The organism is Aureimonas ureilytica, assembly GCF_001475935.1.
Lineage (GTDB): Bacteria > Pseudomonadota > Alphaproteobacteria > Rhizobiales > Rhizobiaceae > Aureimonas > Aureimonas ureilytica_A.
Map to the genome: position 1 here is coordinate 113,993 of NZ_LDQA01000024.1, position 17,394 is coordinate 131,386.

At 67.1% G+C, this 17,394-nt stretch carries 15 protein-coding genes; 10 read left to right on the top strand and 5 right to left on the bottom strand.

Features of this window, described 5'->3' with window-relative positions:
* Positions 1–40: 40 nt before the first annotated feature.
* The 6 genes from NS365_RS11265 to dhaL (NS365_RS11295) all read left to right on the top strand — a co-directional run bounded on the left by NS365_RS11265 (position 41) and on the right by dhaL (NS365_RS11295) (position 6,688).
* Positions 41–1,024, top strand: a complete 984-nt coding sequence (locus NS365_RS11265; RefSeq protein WP_058600383.1) for a substrate-binding domain-containing protein — start codon at positions 41–43, stop codon at positions 1,022–1,024.
* 169 nt (positions 1,025–1,193) lie between these two features.
* Complete coding sequence (locus NS365_RS11270; RefSeq protein WP_058600384.1) at positions 1,194–1,967, top strand: SDR family oxidoreductase; 774 nt, start codon at positions 1,194–1,196, stop codon at positions 1,965–1,967.
* Between the two features lie 25 nt (positions 1,968–1,992).
* Positions 1,993–2,994: a dihydroxyacetone kinase subunit DhaK gene (locus NS365_RS11275; protein WP_058600427.1), complete on the top strand. Its 1,002-nt coding sequence runs from the start codon at positions 1,993–1,995 to the stop codon at positions 2,992–2,994.
* Positions 2,995–3,005: 11 nt separating this feature from the next.
* On the top strand, positions 3,006–3,650 hold the full coding sequence (gene dhaL, locus NS365_RS11280; RefSeq protein WP_058600385.1) for a dihydroxyacetone kinase subunit DhaL: 645 nt from the start codon (positions 3,006–3,008) through the stop codon (positions 3,648–3,650).
* 98 nt (positions 3,651–3,748) lie between these two features.
* A complete protein-coding gene (locus tag NS365_RS23535) occupies positions 3,749–5,848 on the top strand; it encodes a bifunctional sugar-binding transcriptional regulator/dihydroxyacetone kinase subunit DhaK (protein ID WP_082684562.1) in 2,100 nt (699 codons plus the stop codon).
* A 216-nt stretch (positions 5,849–6,064) separates the two neighbouring features.
* On the top strand, positions 6,065–6,688 hold the full coding sequence (gene dhaL, locus NS365_RS11295; protein WP_058600386.1) for a dihydroxyacetone kinase subunit DhaL: 624 nt from the start codon (positions 6,065–6,067) through the stop codon (positions 6,686–6,688).
* 21 nt (positions 6,689–6,709) lie between these two features.
* Here dhaL (NS365_RS11295) and NS365_RS11300 read toward each other — a convergent pair whose 3' ends face one another.
* Positions 6,710–8,146, bottom strand: a complete 1,437-nt coding sequence (locus NS365_RS11300) for an ROK family protein (protein WP_058600387.1) — start codon at positions 8,144–8,146, stop codon at positions 6,710–6,712.
* 5 nt (positions 8,147–8,151) lie between these two features.
* The gene (locus NS365_RS11305) at positions 8,152–9,066 is read right to left on the bottom strand and encodes a tagatose-bisphosphate aldolase (RefSeq protein ID WP_058600388.1); all 915 of its coding nucleotides are present in this window, start codon (positions 9,064–9,066) and stop codon (positions 8,152–8,154) included.
* A 168-nt stretch (positions 9,067–9,234) separates the two neighbouring features.
* On the opposite strand from NS365_RS11305, the gene NS365_RS11310 reads away from it, so the two are divergent.
* From NS365_RS11310 to NS365_RS11325, 4 genes are all read left to right on the top strand, one after another.
* Positions 9,235–10,140, top strand: a complete 906-nt coding sequence (locus tag NS365_RS11310) for a sugar-binding transcriptional regulator (RefSeq protein WP_193752798.1) — start codon at positions 9,235–9,237, stop codon at positions 10,138–10,140.
* A 330-nt stretch (positions 10,141–10,470) separates the two neighbouring features.
* Positions 10,471–11,466, top strand: coding sequence for an ABC transporter substrate-binding protein (locus NS365_RS11315; protein WP_058600390.1), 996 nt, complete (start codon positions 10,471–10,473; stop codon positions 11,464–11,466).
* A 202-nt stretch (positions 11,467–11,668) separates the two neighbouring features.
* Entirely contained in the window at positions 11,669–12,766 is a 1,098-nt protein-coding gene (locus NS365_RS11320) for an ABC transporter permease subunit (RefSeq protein WP_082675382.1), read from the top strand.
* Positions 12,759–13,508 carry an ATP-binding cassette domain-containing protein gene (locus NS365_RS11325; RefSeq protein ID WP_058600391.1) on the top strand — a complete coding sequence of 250 codons (750 nt, stop codon included), beginning with the start codon at positions 12,759–12,761 and terminating at the stop codon, positions 13,506–13,508. Before NS365_RS11320 ends, NS365_RS11325 begins: the two co-directional genes overlap by 8 nt.
* A gap of 94 nt (positions 13,509–13,602) precedes the next feature.
* Here the strand turns inward: NS365_RS11325 and iolB are convergent, their stop codons facing one another.
* The 3 genes from iolB to NS365_RS11340 all read right to left on the bottom strand — a co-directional run bounded on the left by iolB (position 13,603) and on the right by NS365_RS11340 (position 17,276).
* Positions 13,603–14,400: a 5-deoxy-glucuronate isomerase gene (gene iolB, locus NS365_RS11330; RefSeq protein ID WP_058600392.1), complete on the bottom strand. Its 798-nt coding sequence runs from the start codon at positions 14,398–14,400 to the stop codon at positions 13,603–13,605.
* Between the two features lie 10 nt (positions 14,401–14,410).
* Positions 14,411–15,295 (bottom strand): myo-inosose-2 dehydratase, encoded by an 885-nt coding sequence (gene iolE, locus NS365_RS11335; protein ID WP_058600393.1) that lies wholly within the window; start codon positions 15,293–15,295, stop codon positions 14,411–14,413.
* Positions 15,296–15,365: 70 nt separating this feature from the next.
* Entirely contained in the window at positions 15,366–17,276 is a 1,911-nt protein-coding gene (locus NS365_RS11340; RefSeq protein WP_058600394.1) for a bifunctional 5-dehydro-2-deoxygluconokinase/5-dehydro-2-deoxyphosphogluconate aldolase, read from the bottom strand.
* Between the last annotated feature and the right edge of the window lie 118 nt (positions 17,277–17,394).

Below are 17,394 nucleotides of genomic sequence, written 5' to 3' on the forward strand. Positions count from 1 at the left end.
CTGGCGCTCCCGCCTACATCCTACAGGGAGGGAACACCCCATGAAGAAGCTCATGCTCGCCTTCGCCATGGCCTCGGCGCTCTACGCGCCCTCGGCGATGGCCCAGGAAAAGCTGAAGATCGGCGCGACCGTCTACGGTCTCAACGCCGAGTTCATGCAGATCTGGACCGCCGCTCTGCAGAAGCATCCGGCCGTTCAGAAGGGCGAAGTCGAAGTCACGATCTTCGACGGCCGCTATGATGCGCTGGTCCAGCAGGAGCAGTTCAACACGATGATCACGCAGAAATACAATGCGATCATCTTCGTGCCGATGGACATCGAGGCGGGTGCCGCCGCCGTGCAGGCCGCTCATGACGCCGGCATCCCGGTCGTCGGCTCCAACGCCCGCGTCAACTCGGACCTCCTGACCTCCTATGTCGGCTCCAACGACGTCGAGGCCGGCGAGCTGGAAGCCAAGTCCGTTCTCGACAAGATGGGCTGCAAGGGCAATGTCGTGATCATCGAAGGCCCGATCGGCCAGTCCGGCCAGATCCAGCGCCTCGAAGGCAACGAGAAGGCGCTGGCCGCCTGCCCGGACGTGAAGGTTCTGGAGCAGCAGACGGCCAACTGGTCGCGCGCCGAAGCCCAGACCCTCATGGAAAACTGGCTGACCTCGCATCCCGGCCAGATCCAGGGCGTCATCGGCCAGAACGACGAGATGGCGCTCGGCGCGATCGAGGCGATCAAGGCCGCGAACCTCAAGGTCTCCGACTTCGCCATCGCCGGCATCGACGGCGTGACGGACGCGATCAACGCCGTGAAGCGGGGCGAGATGGCCTCCATCCTGCAGGACGCGAACGCGCAGGCGCAGGGCGCGCTCGACGTCGCCATCAAGGCCGTGAAGCCGGACTACAAGCCGGAATCGCCGATCTGGCAGCAATATCCCTCGATGAAGTGGGACGATGGCAAGGACAAGACCTATCTCGTGCCCTGGACGCCGGTGACGCTCGAGAACGCCGACAAGCTTCTGGAATCCCGCAAGTAATCACCGAACGGGGAGCGGCCGGCTCGTCGGCCGCTCCCCCATCCCGGGCTATGGGGCGACGCCCGCCTTTCTCCTCCCATCCGGTTCCTCCCCCGGTGCGGGCGTCTCCCGACAGGCCGAAGGCTGAAAGTCTTCCGTCAGCGCAATCGAACATCGAAGGAAAGGCGTCATGAGCGAAGTCACGCCGCAGGTGGATTTGAACTTCTCGCTGGCCGGCAAGGTCGCGCTCGTCACGGGCGGCAGCTCCGGCATCGGCGCGGCGATCGCGGAAGCCTATGCCCAGAAGGGGGCGCAGGTCGCCGTTCTCGACATCCAGGCGGAAGCCGCCGAAGCCAAGGCCGCGTCGCTCGACAACGGCGCGAAAGCCTTCCGCTGCGACGTGTCCGACGCCGCCTCCGTCGAAGCGGCGGTTCAGGGCGTGCTCCAAGCGTTCGGGCGCATCGACATTGCCGTCAACAGCGCCGGCATCGTCGCGCTCGCCCCGGCCGAAAGCCTCTCGCTCGACGCTTGGGACAAGACCATCGCGATCAATCTCAAGGGCACCTTCCTCGTGGCGCAGGCGGTCGGCCGCGCGATGATCGCAGCCGGCAAGGGCGGCAAGATCGTCAATCTCGCCTCGCAGGCCGGCACGGTCGCGATCGACGAGCACGCGGCCTATTGCGCCTCCAAGTTCGGCGTCATCGGCCTGTCCAAGACGCTTGCCGCCGAATGGGGCAAGCACGGCATTTGCGTGAACACGATCTCGCCGACGATCGTGCTGACCGATCTCGGCCGCAAGGCCTGGAGCGGCGAGAAGGGCGAGGCCGCCAAGGCGCGCATCCCCGCCGGGCGCTTCGCCTATCCGCAGGAAATCGCGGCGGCTGCGGTTTTCCTTGCCTCCAATGGGGCGGATATGATCAACGGCGCCGACCTTCTGGTCGACGGCGGCTATACCATCATCTGATTTCGGGAACGGATCGCAGGACATGATGCAGCGTTTCATCAACAATCCGGACGAGGTGGTGGAAGATACGGTGAAGGGCTTCGTGAAAGCCCATCCCGATCTCGTCCGCCTGTCGGAGCGCAATCGGCGCGTGATCGTCTCGGCCTTCGCGCCCAAGACCGGCAAGGTCGGCGTGGTGACGGGCGGCGGCTCGGGCCATGAGCCCGCCTTCATCGGCTATACCGGCCAGAACATGCTGGACGCGGTGGCCGTGGGCGAACTCTTCTCCTCGCCGACGGCCAAGAGCTTCCATGACGCGATGGTCGAGGCCAATGGCGGCGCGGGCGTCATCTGCCTCTACGGCAATTATGCCGGCGACAACATGAACGTGAAGATGGCGACCAAGCTCGCCGCGAAGGACGGGATCGAAGTCGCGACCGTCGTCGCCAATGACGATGTCTGCTCGGCCCCGCTTACCGAGCGCGAGAAGCGCCGGGGCGTCGCGGGCGAGATCATGATGTGGAAGATCGGCGGCGCCAAGGCGGCCGAGGGTGCGAGCCTCGAAGAGGTGCGCGTCACCGCCCAGCGCGCCATCGACAATTGCCGCTCGATCGGCGTCGGTCTCGGCCCCTGCACGCTTCCCGCCGTCGGCCACCCGAACTTCCAGATCGAGGCCGGCACGATGGAGGTCGGCATTGGCCATCACGGCGAGCCGGGCATCCGCGTGGAGCCGCTGAAAACCGCGGCCGAAGTCGCGCGCGACATGGCAACGATCGTGCTCGACGATCACGCGCTCGCCGAGGGCACCGAAGTCGCCGTTCTGGTTTCCGGTCTGGGCGCGACGCCGCTGAACGAACTCTACATCCTGAACGACACGATCGAAGAGGAGATCGCCCGGCGCGGTCTCAAGATCCACCGCACCTATGTCGGCAATTATTTCACCTCGCTCGAAATGGTGGGCGCGACGCTGACGGTGATGGCGCTGGACGAGGAGCTGAAGAGCCTTCTCGACAAGGAGGCCCGCTCGCCCGGCCTCGCGCAGGCTTGAGGAGAGGAACGATGCAGAGCTTTCCCAATGCCGGCGGCGATCAGATCATCCTCGCCATGGCGGACAAGATCATCGAGAACCGGGCCTATCTCTCCGAAATCGACGGCAAGATCGGCGACGGCGACCATGGCGTGAACATGGCCAAGGGCTTCGGCATGGCGGCGGAGCGGCTGAAGGGCCGCGACGCGACGCTGACTGAGGCTATGGAAGCCTTGAGCGAAGTGCTGATGGGCGAGATCGGCGGCTCCATGGGCCCGCTTTACGGCATGATGTTCACCGAGTTCGCGGAAGCGACCGGCGCGAACGAGCGCATCGACGCGAGGCTCTTCTCGGCCATGCTGCACAAGGGGCTGGAGGGCATCCAGTCCATCGGCTCGGCCAAGGTCGGTGACAAGACGCTGATCGACACGCTGGTGCCGGCGGTCGAAGCCTTCGACGCGGCGAACGCGGCCGGTCAGCCCTTCGGCGAGGCGCTCGACGCGCTGGTCGCGGCCGCCGAGGCGGGACGCGATTCCACCATCGATCTCGTGGCGAAGATCGGCCGCGCCAGCCGGCTCGGCGAGCGCTCGCGCGGCGTGCTCGACGCCGGCGCGACCTCCTGCGCCATGATCCTCACGACCTTGGCCGAGGGCGCGAAGGCTCGGCTCGCGGCCTGATCCCGTCACCGCCCCGGTTCCACCCGCCAGGGCGGTGATTGCGCTTCACAGCCGCGCCGTGTGAAAGGTGATCGCAAAGGCAAGCCAGACGAGGCGGCGTGACAGCGGCGAGAGACAAAGCCAAAACGACGAAGTCGCAGGCGGGCGAGGACACCGCGCCGATCCCGCTGCGCTTTGGCGACGATCCGCAGCTTTGGGCGGCCTGGCTTTACTATGAAGAAGGGCTGACCCAAGGCGAGATCGCCGACGCCATGGGCGTGTCCCGCGCCACGGTGAATGCCACGCTGGCCGATGCACGGGTGCGCGGCGTCGTGGACATCACGATCGAGCCGCAACGCCTGGCCGCGCTCACGCTGGCGCGCGAGGTGAAGCGCCATTTCGGGCTGCACGACTGCCTGGTCGTGCCGACCTCCGGTCCGCCCGGCCAGCATATCGACCAGCTCGGGCGCGCCGGCGGGCTCGCGCTGATCGACACGCTGCGCTCGGGTGATACGCTCGCGGTCGCCTGGGGGCGCACCGTCATGGCGATCGCCCGCCAGCTTCGCGCGCGCCCGCTTCAGGATCTGCGCGTGGTGCAGGCGACAGGCGGCATGAGCACCGGGGGGCCGGATTCGCCGGAGCTTTGCGCCAGCGCCATCGCCGAAGCGCTGGGCGCGGTCTGCTTGCCGCTGACGGCACCCGGCATCGTCTCCTCGCCGCAATTGCGCGCCTTGCTGTTGGAAGAGCCGCTCTTGCGCGCCCAGTTCGAGGCGTTGCGCGGGGCGAACCGCGCGCTCATCGGCATCTCCTCGCTGCGTCCCAACTCCACCATTCACACGTCCGGCTTCTTCGACGCCGTTCCCTTGCAGGATTATCTGGCGCGTAACGCCGTCGGCGTTCTGGCTGGGCGCTTTCTGGGGCCGAATGGCGAGCCCGTGGAAGGGCCGCTGGACGAGCGCACGATCGGCCTATCGCTCGCTGATCTCGCGCACATCGAGCGGCGCATCGCGGTGGCCGGCGGGTTCGACAAGGTGCCGGCCATTCTGGCCGCCCTGCGCGGTCGCCATTGCAACGTGCTGGTCACCGACGCGGCGACGGCACGTGGCCTGCTCGATGCCGAGGGTGTCGTCAGCCAGCCCGTCACCAAGCGCGGCGCGAAACCGGCCGACCCTGCGGCCGCGCCCGGACCCGAGCTTCAGCGCCGCTTCGTCAAGAAATTCCTGAACGATCCGGACGATGTGGTGGACGAAATGCTGGATGGCGCGGCCCGCGCCCACCGCGAGCATCTCGTTCCCATTCCCGGCGCGCGGCGCGCCTTCATGGCGAAGGACGGCCCGAGGGAGGGCCATGTCGCGCTGGTCGTCGGCGGCGGCTCGGGCCACGAGCCCTGCTTTCTCGGCTATACCGGGCGCGGCATGGCGAGCGCGGTAGCGGTCGGCAACGTGTTTTCCTCGCCTCCGCCCGACCCGATCCTGCGCGCGGCGCGCGCCGCCTCGGGCGGGGCCGGCGTCCTCTTCATCTACGGCAATTATGCCGGCGACACGATGAACTTCGAAATGGCCGCCGAGCTGGCCGGCGAAGAGGGCATCGCCGTGCGCACCGTCGTGACGACCGACGACGTCGCCTCCTCGCCGCTGGAGGATCGCGACGGGCGTCGCGGCGTCGCGGGCAATGTCTTCGTGTTCAAGGTGGCGGGCGCGGCCTGCGATCTCGGCTGGTCGCTCGATGCCTGCGAACAGGCCGCGCGCCGCGCCAATGCGCGCACCACCACGATGGGCGTCGCGCTGGAGCCCTGTTCCATGCCGCAAAGCCGGCGCTTCAATTTCGCGATCGGGCCGGACGAGATGGAAGTCGGCGTCGGCATTCACGGCGAGCCCGGCGTCTCGCGCGAGACGATGCGCCCGGCCGACGCCGTGGTGGATACGATCATGGACCGCATTCTGGCCGAACTGCCCAAGGAATCAGGCGGGCGTGTCGCCGTTCTCGTCAATTCCTTCGGCGCGACGCCGTTGATGGAGCTCTATGTCCTATATCGCCGTGTCGAGCAGCGTCTTCAGGCGCGAGGGTTGAGCGTGGCGCGCAACTGGATCGGACATTACTGCACCTCGCTCGACATGGCGGGCGCGTCGGTCTCGGTTCTCCATCTCGACGACGAGCTGCTGCGACTGCTCGACCATCCCTGCGACACGCCTTTCTTCCGCGTTGGCGGTGCGGTTTGACGGGTGAGCGCTGGGGAGCAAGGCGCGAAATGGTCTGTTTGCCTTGCGAACCGTAGGTTGGACATTCTAGAGCAATGCCGTCGAACGGCGGTTCGACAGAAATGCTCCAGGCTTTTGTTTTCTGCATCGTCCCGGCGCGAAAGCTGGTTCGGCTCTCGCTGGAAATGCTCTAGACCGGACCCGTGTTCATGCCGCGCCGGGAGGGCGCCAAGGCTCATGCAACAGAACAGACCCGATCCGATCGCCGCGCTGTTCGCGGCCGTGTCCGAGGTGGTCGAAGCCCAGAAGTCCTATCTGTGCGAACTCGACGGGCCGATCGGCGATGGCGATCACGGAACCACGATGGCGCTGGGGTTCCGCGCGGTGCAGCGCGTTTTGGCGGGCGGTCCGGTCACCGATCCGGCCGAGACGTTCCGGCGCGCGGCGGCGGCTTTTCTGGATGCGGTGGGCGCATCCACCGGACCGCTCTACGCCACAGGCTTTCGCCGCGCGGCGCAGCGTCTCGACGGGCGCGAGGGCTTCGCCACCGAAGAGCAGGTTCTGATGCTGGAAGGTGTGGCGGCCGGGATCGCCGAGCGCGGTAAGGCGCGGCGCGGCGACAAGACCATGCTGGATGTCTGGTTGCCGGCGGCGGAAGCCGCGCGGGGTGCCTTGGACGTGGATCGGCCCATCTGGCCAGCGGTGCTGGAAGCGGCCGAGCGCGGCGCGGAAGCGACCGGCGCGATGGTGGCCTCGCGCGGGCGGGCGGCACGTCTGGGCGAGCGCTCGCTCGGCCATCTCGACCCCGGCGCGGTGTCGGCGGCGTTGATACTGAAAGCGATGGCCGGCGTGCTCGGCTGAGCCGCCAGCCCCTTTTTCGTGTCAAGCCGCAAGGCTCGGGCGAACCGTCCCGTCCAGCGCGCTGAGAACCCAGCCTTTCAATCGCGCGGCGTCGAGCGCTGTGGTCGTATCGACATCGAGCCGAGGCCCGAGGTCGAGCGGGCGGGCGCGGGCGGCGAGCGCGATGAGTTCGGGCACATAGTCGAGGCCGGGATGGCCGACGGGCCGATCCGCCACGCGCGAGGCGTAGCGCGCGCCGATCGTCTCGGGCGGCGCGCTGCACCAGAGTTCCACCACCGAGTCGACGCCGGCATCCGCCAGGAGCGGATCAAGGAAGTCTCTGGGCTGGAACCCGAACCAGGCATCGAGGATAAAAGTGGTGCCCTCGGGCGCTTCACGTGCCAGCGCGAACATCGCCGCCATGCTGGCGCGCCCGAGCTTGCGGTTGAACGGGCGGTCCACGCCTTCGATCTCAGTGAGGAACGGATTCTTCACCGTGTCGATCGACAGGATGGGCCAGCCCGTCGCATCTGACAGCGCGCGCGCGACGCCGCTCTTGCCGCTGGCCGGAACGCCGTTGACGAGAACGAGTCGCTTCCGAGCCGAGGATTGCTCGGGCAGCGCCGCCAGCGCCGCGCCGATCACGCCGGCATCGTCCCCCAGCCGCGCGGGCGCGACCGGGCTGTCATACCAGCAGGCGGTTTTCTCGATGCCGGAGAGCGCGGCAAAAGCCGCCTCTCCGAGGCCACCGCCGAGAAGCACGAGCTCGGGGTCGAGAATGGCGACGAGATCGTCGATCGCATGGCGCAGCGGCCCCGCCCAGGCTTGCAGAACGCCGCGCGCCTGCTCGTCGCCGCCCGCGCGGCGGGCGAGAAGCTCGGACGCGCTTGTGCCGGCGGGCAGGCCGGCGCGCGCGATGTGACGGCCGAGCGCGGTGCCCGAACTCACCGTTTCCACGCAGCCGCGCTTGCCGCAGAGGCAGGGCTCGCCGGCGGGATCGACCAGAATATGGCCGAGCTGACCGGCCGTACCGCGCGAGCGCAGCAAGCGCCCGCCCTCTAGGATCGCGCCGCCGATGCCCGTGCCGATCGTCAGCATGACGATATTCTCGGCGCCCCGGCCGGCGCCGACACGCGCTTCCGCGACCAGCGCCATGGAGCAGTCATTGTCCACGGTGACGGGCCAGCCAAAGCGCGCTTCGAGATGCTCGGCGAGGGGAACGCGGGAGAGATCGACATAGCCGCCCGACAGAACCCGGCGCGCGCCGAAATCCACCCGGCCGGGCACGCCGACGCCCATTGCAGCGACGCTGCCATCGTCCAGCTCGGCAGCCAGAGCTTCGATCCGCTCGAGAACCACATGCGGGTCGGGCGCGCTCGCAATGCGAGCGCGCGCCAGGATCTCGCCCTCGGGCGAGACGCGGGCGGCGCGGATATGCGTGCCGCCGATGTCGATGCCGATGGCGTTCCTCCCCGCCATGGCGATCAGGCGACCTTGGCCTGCGGCGCGCGGTGGCGCGCGATCACGGCCTGGATTTCGCGAAGGCGCGGCACGGCGATCGTTTCCAGCCGGCGGCGCGTCTCGGCGCGGTCGAGCGAGATGCAGTCCTTCCACAGAGAGCGGCCGGCGATGACGCCCGAAGCCCCGTTCGCCATGGCGATGTCCACCTGACCCAAAAACGTCTCGTGATCGACGCCCGCCGAAAGAACGGCCCAAGGCACGTCGCCCGACATGGCGGTGACGGCGGCGCAGGATTCCGGCGAGCCGGGGTAGGGAAGCTTCAGAACCTTGGAGCCGAGATCGAGGCAGATGCGCGTGCCGCCCTGAATCAGCTCGGGAATCTTCGCCTTGTAGGCTTCGGGCGCTTCGCCTTCCAGCGCATAGGTCAGGAACTCGACCACCAGAAGCAGGTCCTCACGCGCGAAATCGGCGATAACCTGCTCGAGGATCGCGATATTGTGCGTGTTGGCGGCCGGCGTGTCGGAGCGCAGATAAACCATGATCTTGCCGCCCGTGCCGCCCAGCGCGCGAACGCGGCGGGCATCGACGCCCTCCACCAGCTTCGACAGGCGATAGCCTTCCGGCGAGACGTCCCAGCCGGACGCGTCGAGGCCGATCAGCAGCGCCGTGTCGCGCTCGAGAACCGCGTCGTCCACAAGCTGCGGCACGGCGCAGATCGGATCGACCAGAACGCAGCTCGCCTGGCTGGCGAGATAGCGGGTGATGTCGGCCTTGGTCAGGCCCAGCGTATCGTTGCCGATCTTGGCCTGTTCGGCCGGGTCGCTGGCGAGCAGCGTGCGCATCCCGCCCCGCTGGTCGCAGGCGATCACCATCATCGCCCCGTCGGGGCCACAGATTTGATGGTAGCCGCGCAGTTCCGCCGTCGTCATACGTGCCATCAGAAAGTCCTCCCAGGATGCGAGCGCCCGCGTTCCCGCCGGACAGGGCGGGTCGGAAGGCGTGTCGCTTGCATGTTGTCGTGAGCTGATATAGCTCGGTAACATATTACAGAAAGGAATTGCAAGCTGGCTTCGTCACCAACATCCGATCAGGTCGCCTCGCGCACGCTGATGCATACGGTCGCCAAGCTGCACTACGAGAGCGATCTCAGCCAGGTCGATATCGCCAAGCGGCTGGGGCTTTCGACCGCGACCATTTCGCGCCTGCTCCAGCGCGCGCGCGCCGAGGGGATCGTGCGCATCGAGGTGCGCGATCTCGTTTCGCCCGACGCGCTCGGCCAGTCGCTGGTGGACAAGCTCGGGCTCAAGCAGGCGGCGGTCGTGGAGGTGCCGAGCGGGCAGAGCGCCGGTGCGCTGGCCGCGCCGGTCGGGCAGATGCTGATGAGGCAGGGGCTATCAGTCGGCTCGGTGGTCGCGATCGGCTGGGGCCGGGCGATCCGCGCCGTGATGGAAACGGGTCTGCCGCCCGTGCCCGGCGCGCTGACCGTGCCTGCGACCGGCGGGATGCAGCAACACGCGCCGCATTTCCAGATCAACGAATTCGCCCGGCTCGCCGCCGAAACGCTGCAAGGCACGCCGCATTTCCTTCACGCCCCTTACTTGCCTTCGGCCGCGACGCGAGACGCGTTTCTGGCCGATCCAACCATCGCCGGCAGCGTGTCCTTGTGGGACCGCGTGTCGGTCGCGATTCTGGGCGTCGGCCTGCCCCATTCCTCCAACTCGCCCGACGAGACGGCGGCGACGCCCGGCGAGCGCGCCTTGGGGGATGCCGTGGGCGACGTCCTGCGCCATTACATCAGGCGCGATGGCAGCGTGATCGACTGGGACGGAGAAGGGCGGATGATCGCCATGTCCGCCGACCAGCTTCGTCGAACGCCACTGGTGGTCGGCGTGGCGCTGGGCGAGGCAAAGGCGGCCGCGATTGTCGGCGCGGCGCGTTCCGGCCTGATCTCGGCGCTGGCAACGGACGCGCGCACGGCGGAAGCCGTTCTGAGCGAAGCGGAAAAGGATTGATCGAAATTTTGACGCGAGAAAAAATCTACGCTCGCACAACGAAAGATAATTGACAGGCGAAGCGCCTTGGCATTCCCTTGGAGGATGCGAAGGCAGCTTCAGTCTGCCTTTCGGGAATGGATTCGGTACGTCGATCCCGCTTCGGCCTTCGTTTCGAAACAGTGCATGAAATTGCTTGCAGCAACAATTTTCACTTGACGATCGCCCGCTCTCGCAGAAAACATAAGGTCCATGAGCGGCCGGTTCGGTGAAGCACTATCCGAGCCCGACCCCCGAGCGAACATGTGTGGGAGCACATTCGGGGTGCCGGCTCATCCAAGGGAGGAACACATGCAGCGTCGTTCGATTCTGAAGGCGGCGGCCGGCTTGGCCGTGGCCGCATCCATTGGCCTGACCGCAGCCCCCGGCTTTGCGCAGGACAAGAAATACACCGTGGCGCTCATTCCGGGCCTCACCACGGACGCCTTCTATATCACGATGCGCAAGGGCGCGCAGGCCGCCGCCGACGCGCTGGGCGTGAACCTCGTGTTCCAAGGCGCGCCGGAGTTCAACCCGGTGGTGCAGGTCCCCGTTCTCGATGCGACCATCGCCCGCAAGCCGGACGCGATCCTGATCGCGCCGACCGACAAGACCCAGCTCGTCGAGCCGCTGCGCAAGGCCAATGAGGCCGGCATCGCGGTCATCACCGTGGATACGTTCATCGGCACCGGCCAGTACCAGACCGGCAAGGGCGACGCCGACTTCCCGCTCGCCTATATCGCGTCCGACAACGTGCTGGGCGGTCGCATGGCGGCGCGCGCGCTGGCCACTGCCATCGGTGACGCCGGCGGCAAGGTCTATGTCTCCAACGTCAAGCCGGGCATCTCCACGACCGACCAGCGCGAAGCCGGTTTCAAGGCGGAGATGAAGGAAAACTTCCCCAAGATCACCGTTCTCGACACGCAGTTCAACGACAACGACGCCAATAAGGCCGCGAGCCAGTTGCAGGCCGTCTATGCCCGCAATTCCGATCTGAAGGGCGTGTTCGGCGCCAATCTCTTCTCCGCGCTCGGCGCCGGAAACGGGGTGCAACAGGCGGGCCAGACCGGCAATATCAAGGTCGTCGCCTTCGACGCGCCGGGCTCGATCGTCGATAACATCCAGTCCGGCCTCGTGGACGCGGCGATTGCCCAGCACCCGGCCGAAATCGGCTATTACGGCGTCGTCTCGGCCTATGCCCATCTCACCGGCCAGTCGATCCCGACCAATATCGGCACTGGCTTCACGGTGATCAACAAGGCGAACGTCTCCGACCCGAACGTCGCGAAATACGTCTACTCCGAGTAGCAACCCTTCGGCTTCGCGGTCAGCGTTATCGGCTGGCCGCGAAGGTTCAGCGCCCGGTGCCGGCTCGATCCAGCGATCCCGCGCTTCGTCCCGCTCCAGCGTTCCGGCCGGCCCTCAGCGCCCTTTCGCACCGGGCCGCCTCATTCCTTCGCGCATCGATCTCAGCCACGAGAGGCGGAACCGCCGCCGGGCAGGTGAACTCATGACAGCATCCGTAACGGGCGCGCCGCTTCCCGGCTCGCCTCAGACCCCGCCGCCGGCGAGCCCCGCCGTCCACGTCAAGCCGCAGGCCGACCACGCCGACAAGGCCAAGACCTGGCTTCAGCGCGTCGCCGATCTGAGGGCCTGGCTCTTTCTCCTGGCGCTGGCGCTCGGCTTCGAGGCCTGGGCGCGCATGGAGTTCGGCGGCACCTTCATCTTCAATTCGTTCAACATCCAGTCGATCGCGATCTTCGCCGTCGCGCCCCTGATCCTGGCGACGGGCCAGACCTTCGTGATCATCTCCGGCGGCATCGACCTCTCGCTCGGCTTCATCATGGGGCTGGCCGCCGTGGTCGCCGCCCATACGATCAACGCCGTGTCGCCCGGCCTCGGACTGCCCATGGGGGTTCTGGTCGGAACGATCGTCGCGGTTGCGGTCGCCGGCATTCCCGGCCTGATCAACGGACTTCTCGTCTCGCGGCTGCGCGTTCCGCCTTTCATCGGCACGCTCGGCATGTTCGGCGTGGCGCGCGGCGTCGCCTTTCTTCTGGCGGGCGGCACCACCGTTCCGATCAGCAATTCCTTCTTCGCCACGATCGGCAACGGGCGCATCTTCGGCGTGCCCTATATCATCCTCATCACTGCGCTCTTCGTTCTGGTGATGCACTATCTCCTCAGCCAGACGCGCTTCGGGCAGCACAATTACGCCATCGGCGCCAATGTGCAGGCGGCGCGCCGCTCCGGCATCAACGTGAAATCGCATCTCCTGCGCCTCTACATTCTCTCGGCGCTCTGCGCGGGTCTGGCGGGCGTCGTCTATTCCGCGCGCTTCAACGCGGGCGCGGCGCAGGCGGGCGAGCCGCTGCTGCTCGACTGCGTGGCGGCCGTGGTCATCGGCGGGGCCAGCCTCTTCGGCGGCTCGGGCACCATTCTGGGCACGGTGGCGGGCGCCTTCGTCATCGCGGTCATCCAGTACGGGCTCGTCTTCGTGAATGTCGAACCTTTCTGGCAGTTCATCAGCGTCGGCATCGTCATCATCATCTCGGTCCTGATCGATCAGGCGCAGCGCCGCTTCTCGGGAGGTCGCATCGATGAGTAATTCGGCTCAGCCCATTCTCGAAGTCCGCAATCTCTCCAAGCATTTCGGCGCGGTGCGCGCGCTGAACGACTTCTCCATGACCATCGCGCCGGGCGAGGTCGTGGCGCTGGCCGGAGACAATGGCGCGGGCAAGACGACGCTGATCAAGGCGATCTCGGGCGTCTACAAGCCGACCTCGGGCGAGGTGCGCCTCGAAGGCAAGCCCGTGTCCTTCTCGACCCCGCAGGAAGCGCGCGACAGCGGCATCGAGACGATCTACCAGGATCTGGCGCTCGCCGATAACCTCTCGATCGGCGGCAATATCTTCCTCGGCCGCGAGCCGATGACCAAGAAGTTCGGCTTCCTGCCCGTTCTCGACCGCAAGAAGATGTCGGAGGCGGCGCGCGACACGATGGCGCTTCTCGACTTCCACGTCTCGCGCATGGACGCGCCGGTCTCGAACTTCTCCGGCGGCCAACGGCAGGCCGTGGCGATCGGGCGCGCGGTCTACTGGAACGCGCGTCTCCTGATCATGGACGAGCCGACGGCGGCTCTCGGCGTGCCCGAGCAGCGCAAGGTCATCTCGCTGATCCACCAGCTCAAGGCGCAGGGGCGCGGGGTGATCTTCATCTCGCACAATCTGCAGGACATTTTCGCCGTATCGGACCGGATCGTGGTGCTCCGGCGCGGCGTGCTCGCCGGCGAGCGGCGCATCGCCGACACGACGCATGACGAGGTGGTGAAGCTGATGGTGGGCGGCTGAGGCCGCCCCGTTCTTTCCTTCAGATGCCAGAAAGGCGCGGGATGGAGCCCCCATCCCCCGCCTTTTGCCATGTCGATCAGAGGGTTCTTTGGTCTCAGGCCTTCAGAAGCCACTCGTGCTCGGGCGCGTTGTGGAACTTCCAGGTCCGCTTCGGCCCGGCCATGACGTTGAGATAATAGAGATCGTAGCCGTGGATCGTCGCGCAGGGGTGGTAGCCCTTCGGCACCAGCGTCACGTCGCCATCCTCCACCGCCATCGCCTCGTCCAGCGAACGATCGTCCGTATAAACGCGCTGGAAGGCGAAGCCCTGCGGCGGGTTGATGCGATGGTAATAGGTCTCCTCCAGATAGGATTCCTGAGGCAGATCGTCCTGGTCGTGCTTGTGGGGCGGGTAGCTCGACGTATTGCCGGCGGGTGTGATCACCTCCACCACCAGAAGCCCATCGGCTTCCGCCGTTTCGGGCAGGATATTGGTGACGTGGCGGACATTGTTGCCGCGCCCGCGCACCTCCTGGGTGTTGTCGTCCTCGCCGATCAGGCGCGGCGGTCGCGCGCCGGGCTCGCCCGGCGCGGTGCAGACAGCGAGTTCCAGATCGGTCTCGGCGGTGACGCGCCACTGCGCCCCCGCCGGCGCATAGACCGAGGAGGGCTTGCCGTCGAAGGGAGACATGCGACGGCCGAGCGTGCCGAACTCCTGCCCGCCTGCGGTGATATCGGCCTTGCCGGAGACGAGAACGAGGCAGACCTCCCGATCCGCCTCCCCGCCCGAGACGCTCTCGCCCGGCCTCAAGCGATGCAGCGAGAAGCCGACATAGCGCCAGCCGGCGCTATCAGGCGTGACATCGACGACCTTGCCCTGGTCGCCCGAGGGTTTGACGAGCAGCTTGGACATGTCCTGCCTTTCAGCGTTTCAGACCGGCTTCGGCGATGAAGCGCGTGAGATTGTCGTAGCCGAGCTTCACATAGGTCGCGGGATGGGCCTTCTCCGGGTCCTGCTCGGCCTCGATGACGATCCAGCCGGAATAATCGGGAAGCTCTTTGAGCACCGAGACATAGTCCACCGATCCGTCACCCGGTACGGTATAGACGCCCGCCAGAACCGAGGTCAGGAAGCTCCAGTCCTCCTGTGCCGCCTGCCGCGCCACGTCCGGGCGCACGTCCTTCACATGGACATGGACGATGCGGTCGCGGTAGCGGCGCGCGAGATCGGCCGGGTCCGTGCCGCCCCAGGTGGCGTGGCCGGTATCGAGCAGCAGCGTGAAGGCCGGGCCGGTGCCCGCCATCATCCGGTCGATCTCCGGCCCCGTTTGAATCACGGTTCCCATGTGGTGGTGATAGGCGATGCGCAGCCCTTCCGCTTTCAGAAGCTCGGCAAAGCGGGTGAGGCGGGGCAGGAAGCGCGTCCATTCCTCTTCCGTCAGAACAGGCCGGGCATGGAGTGGCGAGGATTCGTCGCCATGCACCGTGCGCGTGCATTCGCAGACGATGAAAATGTCGGTGCCCGCGCCCTTCACCAGGGCGATATGGTCGCGCGCGGCTTCGAACTCGGCCTCGGCGTCGCGATCCAGGAGGAACGTCGAGTACCAGCCGCCGACGAAATCCATGCCGTATTCGCCGAGCTTGGCCTTCAGCGCGCCCGGCTCGCGCGGGAACTTGTGGCCGAGCTCCATGCCCTCGATACCGATGGCGCTCGCCTCCGTCAGGCATTGTTCGAGGCTGATATGGCCGCCGATGTCCTGCCGGTCGTCATTGCTCCAGCAGATCGGGTTCGCGCCGATGCGGATCATGCTTCCTCCACGAAATGTCGGGCCGCTGGGATGCGGCCCGTTGAAAGGGTTGGTTGATGGGCGGGATGCGTCAAGCCGCTTCTGTCTGCCGGCCCGCGCCCTGCCATGCGTCGACCAGCGCGCCGAAGCGGCGGGCCATGTCGGCTATGGCGGTCTCGTCGTCGATCTCGCCTCGCAGCCAGCGCCGCGCCGCATCGGCGAAGATGGTGCGCCCGACCGCAAAGCCCTTGACCATGGAGACGTCGGCAACGGCCCGGAAGGCAGCGGTGAGTTCGGCTTCCGGCGCGTCGAGGCCGAGCAGCACGATGCCGCGGCAATAGGGATCGCGCTCGGCGATGGCCGCCTCGATCCGCTGCCAGGCGCTCACGCTCTTCTGCGGCTCCAGCTTCCACCAGTCGGGCTTGATGCCGAGATCGTAGACGTGGCGCACGATCGAGGCGACCGTATCCTCTTCCAGCGCCCCGTGCTTGCCGGCGATGATCTCCACCAGAAGCTCGCGGCCGACGGTGCGCGCGGCGTCCGACAGGCGCAGAAGCTCGCGGTCCTGCCGCGCCTTCAGCTCGGCCGGATCATCGGGGTGATAGAAGCAGAGGCATTTGACGACGTGATCCACCGGCCATTCGGTGAGATGGCTGCCGAGGTCGGGCATATGGTCGAAATCGAGCGGGCGCGAGCCCGGCTTCTCGACCGGGCGGCCGATCCAGAAGCCCTTGGCCGCCGCGCAGTAGAGCGCCTTCTGGCCGTAAATTCCATCGAGCAGAACGCCGAAGCCCGGCTGGTCGCCTGCCACACGCGAGGCGGCCTCGACAGCGAGCACCTTGAAATCCTCGATCCGCTCGCGCGGCGCGCCGGCGGCTTCCGCCATTTCCTCGATCTGCATCCGGTGGTCGCAGGCGAGCGCCATCAGGCGCTCCGGCCCCGGCCGGCGGGTGGTCGCCCAGTGAATATGGTTGAGGTCCTCGTCCTTGCGCAGGCGTCGCCGGATCTGGTCCTTGGCGAGAAAGGCGTCGAGTTCGGCCGAGGTCGGATATTCCGGCGAGCAAAGGAGGCGCGACACGGCGAAGGCGCCGCAGGCATTGGCCATGGTCGCGCATTCGCCATGCGGCTTGCCGCGCAGCCAGCCGGCGAGAAGGCCGGACATGAAGGCGTCGCCCGCACCCAGCACGTTGAACACCTCGATCGGGAAGCCGCGCCCGGCGACGCCATCCTCCAGGGTCTCGATCGGCCCGTCGAAGATGATGCAGCCCATGGCGCCGCGCTTCAGAACCAGCGTGGCGGCCGAGACCGCGCGGATCGCCTTCAGCGCGGCCAGCGGATCGCTGATGCCGCCCGCGATCATCATTTCCTCTTCCGTGCCGACGATCAGGTCGCAATCGGGCAGGATCGGCTGGAGCTTGGACGAGACGTGATCCGAGGCGACATAGCGCTCGAAGCCTTGGGCATGGCCGGCAAGGCCCCAGAGATTGGGGCGATAGTCGATGTCGAAGACGACCTTGCCGCCCGCCGCCTTGGCGAGGCGGATCGCCTTCAGCTGCGCGGCTTCGGTGTTGGGCTTGGAGAAATGGGTGCCGGTGACGACGATGGCGCGGGCCGAGGCGATCAATTCATCCGAAACATCGTCCTCGCAGAGCGCCATGTCGGCGCAGTCGCTGCGATAGAAGATCATGGGCGAGACGCCCTCGTCCTCGACCGCCAGAAGAACCAATGCGGTGAGGCGCTCAGGGTCGACCGTCACGCCCGCCGTCTCGACGCCCTCGCGCGCCAGCTGCTCGCGCACGAAACCACCCATCTGCTCCGCGCCGACGCGGGTGAGCAGCGCCGATTTGAGGCCGAGCCGCGCCGTGCCGATGGCGATATTGGCCGGGCAGCCGCCGACGGACTTGGCGAAGGAGGCGATGTCCTCCAGCCGCGAGCCGATCTGCTGGCCGTAGAGATCGACCGAGCAACGACCGATCGTGACGACGTCGAGCACCTGGCCCATGAGCCACCTCCCTGTCTCTAGAGGCCCGTCGCCTCGCCGGATGAGGGATGCTCCTGCCGCATCCCCGGCGCGAGGCTCGGGCTCGAATTCCTCGACACCAGATGAAGCATGTGATCCC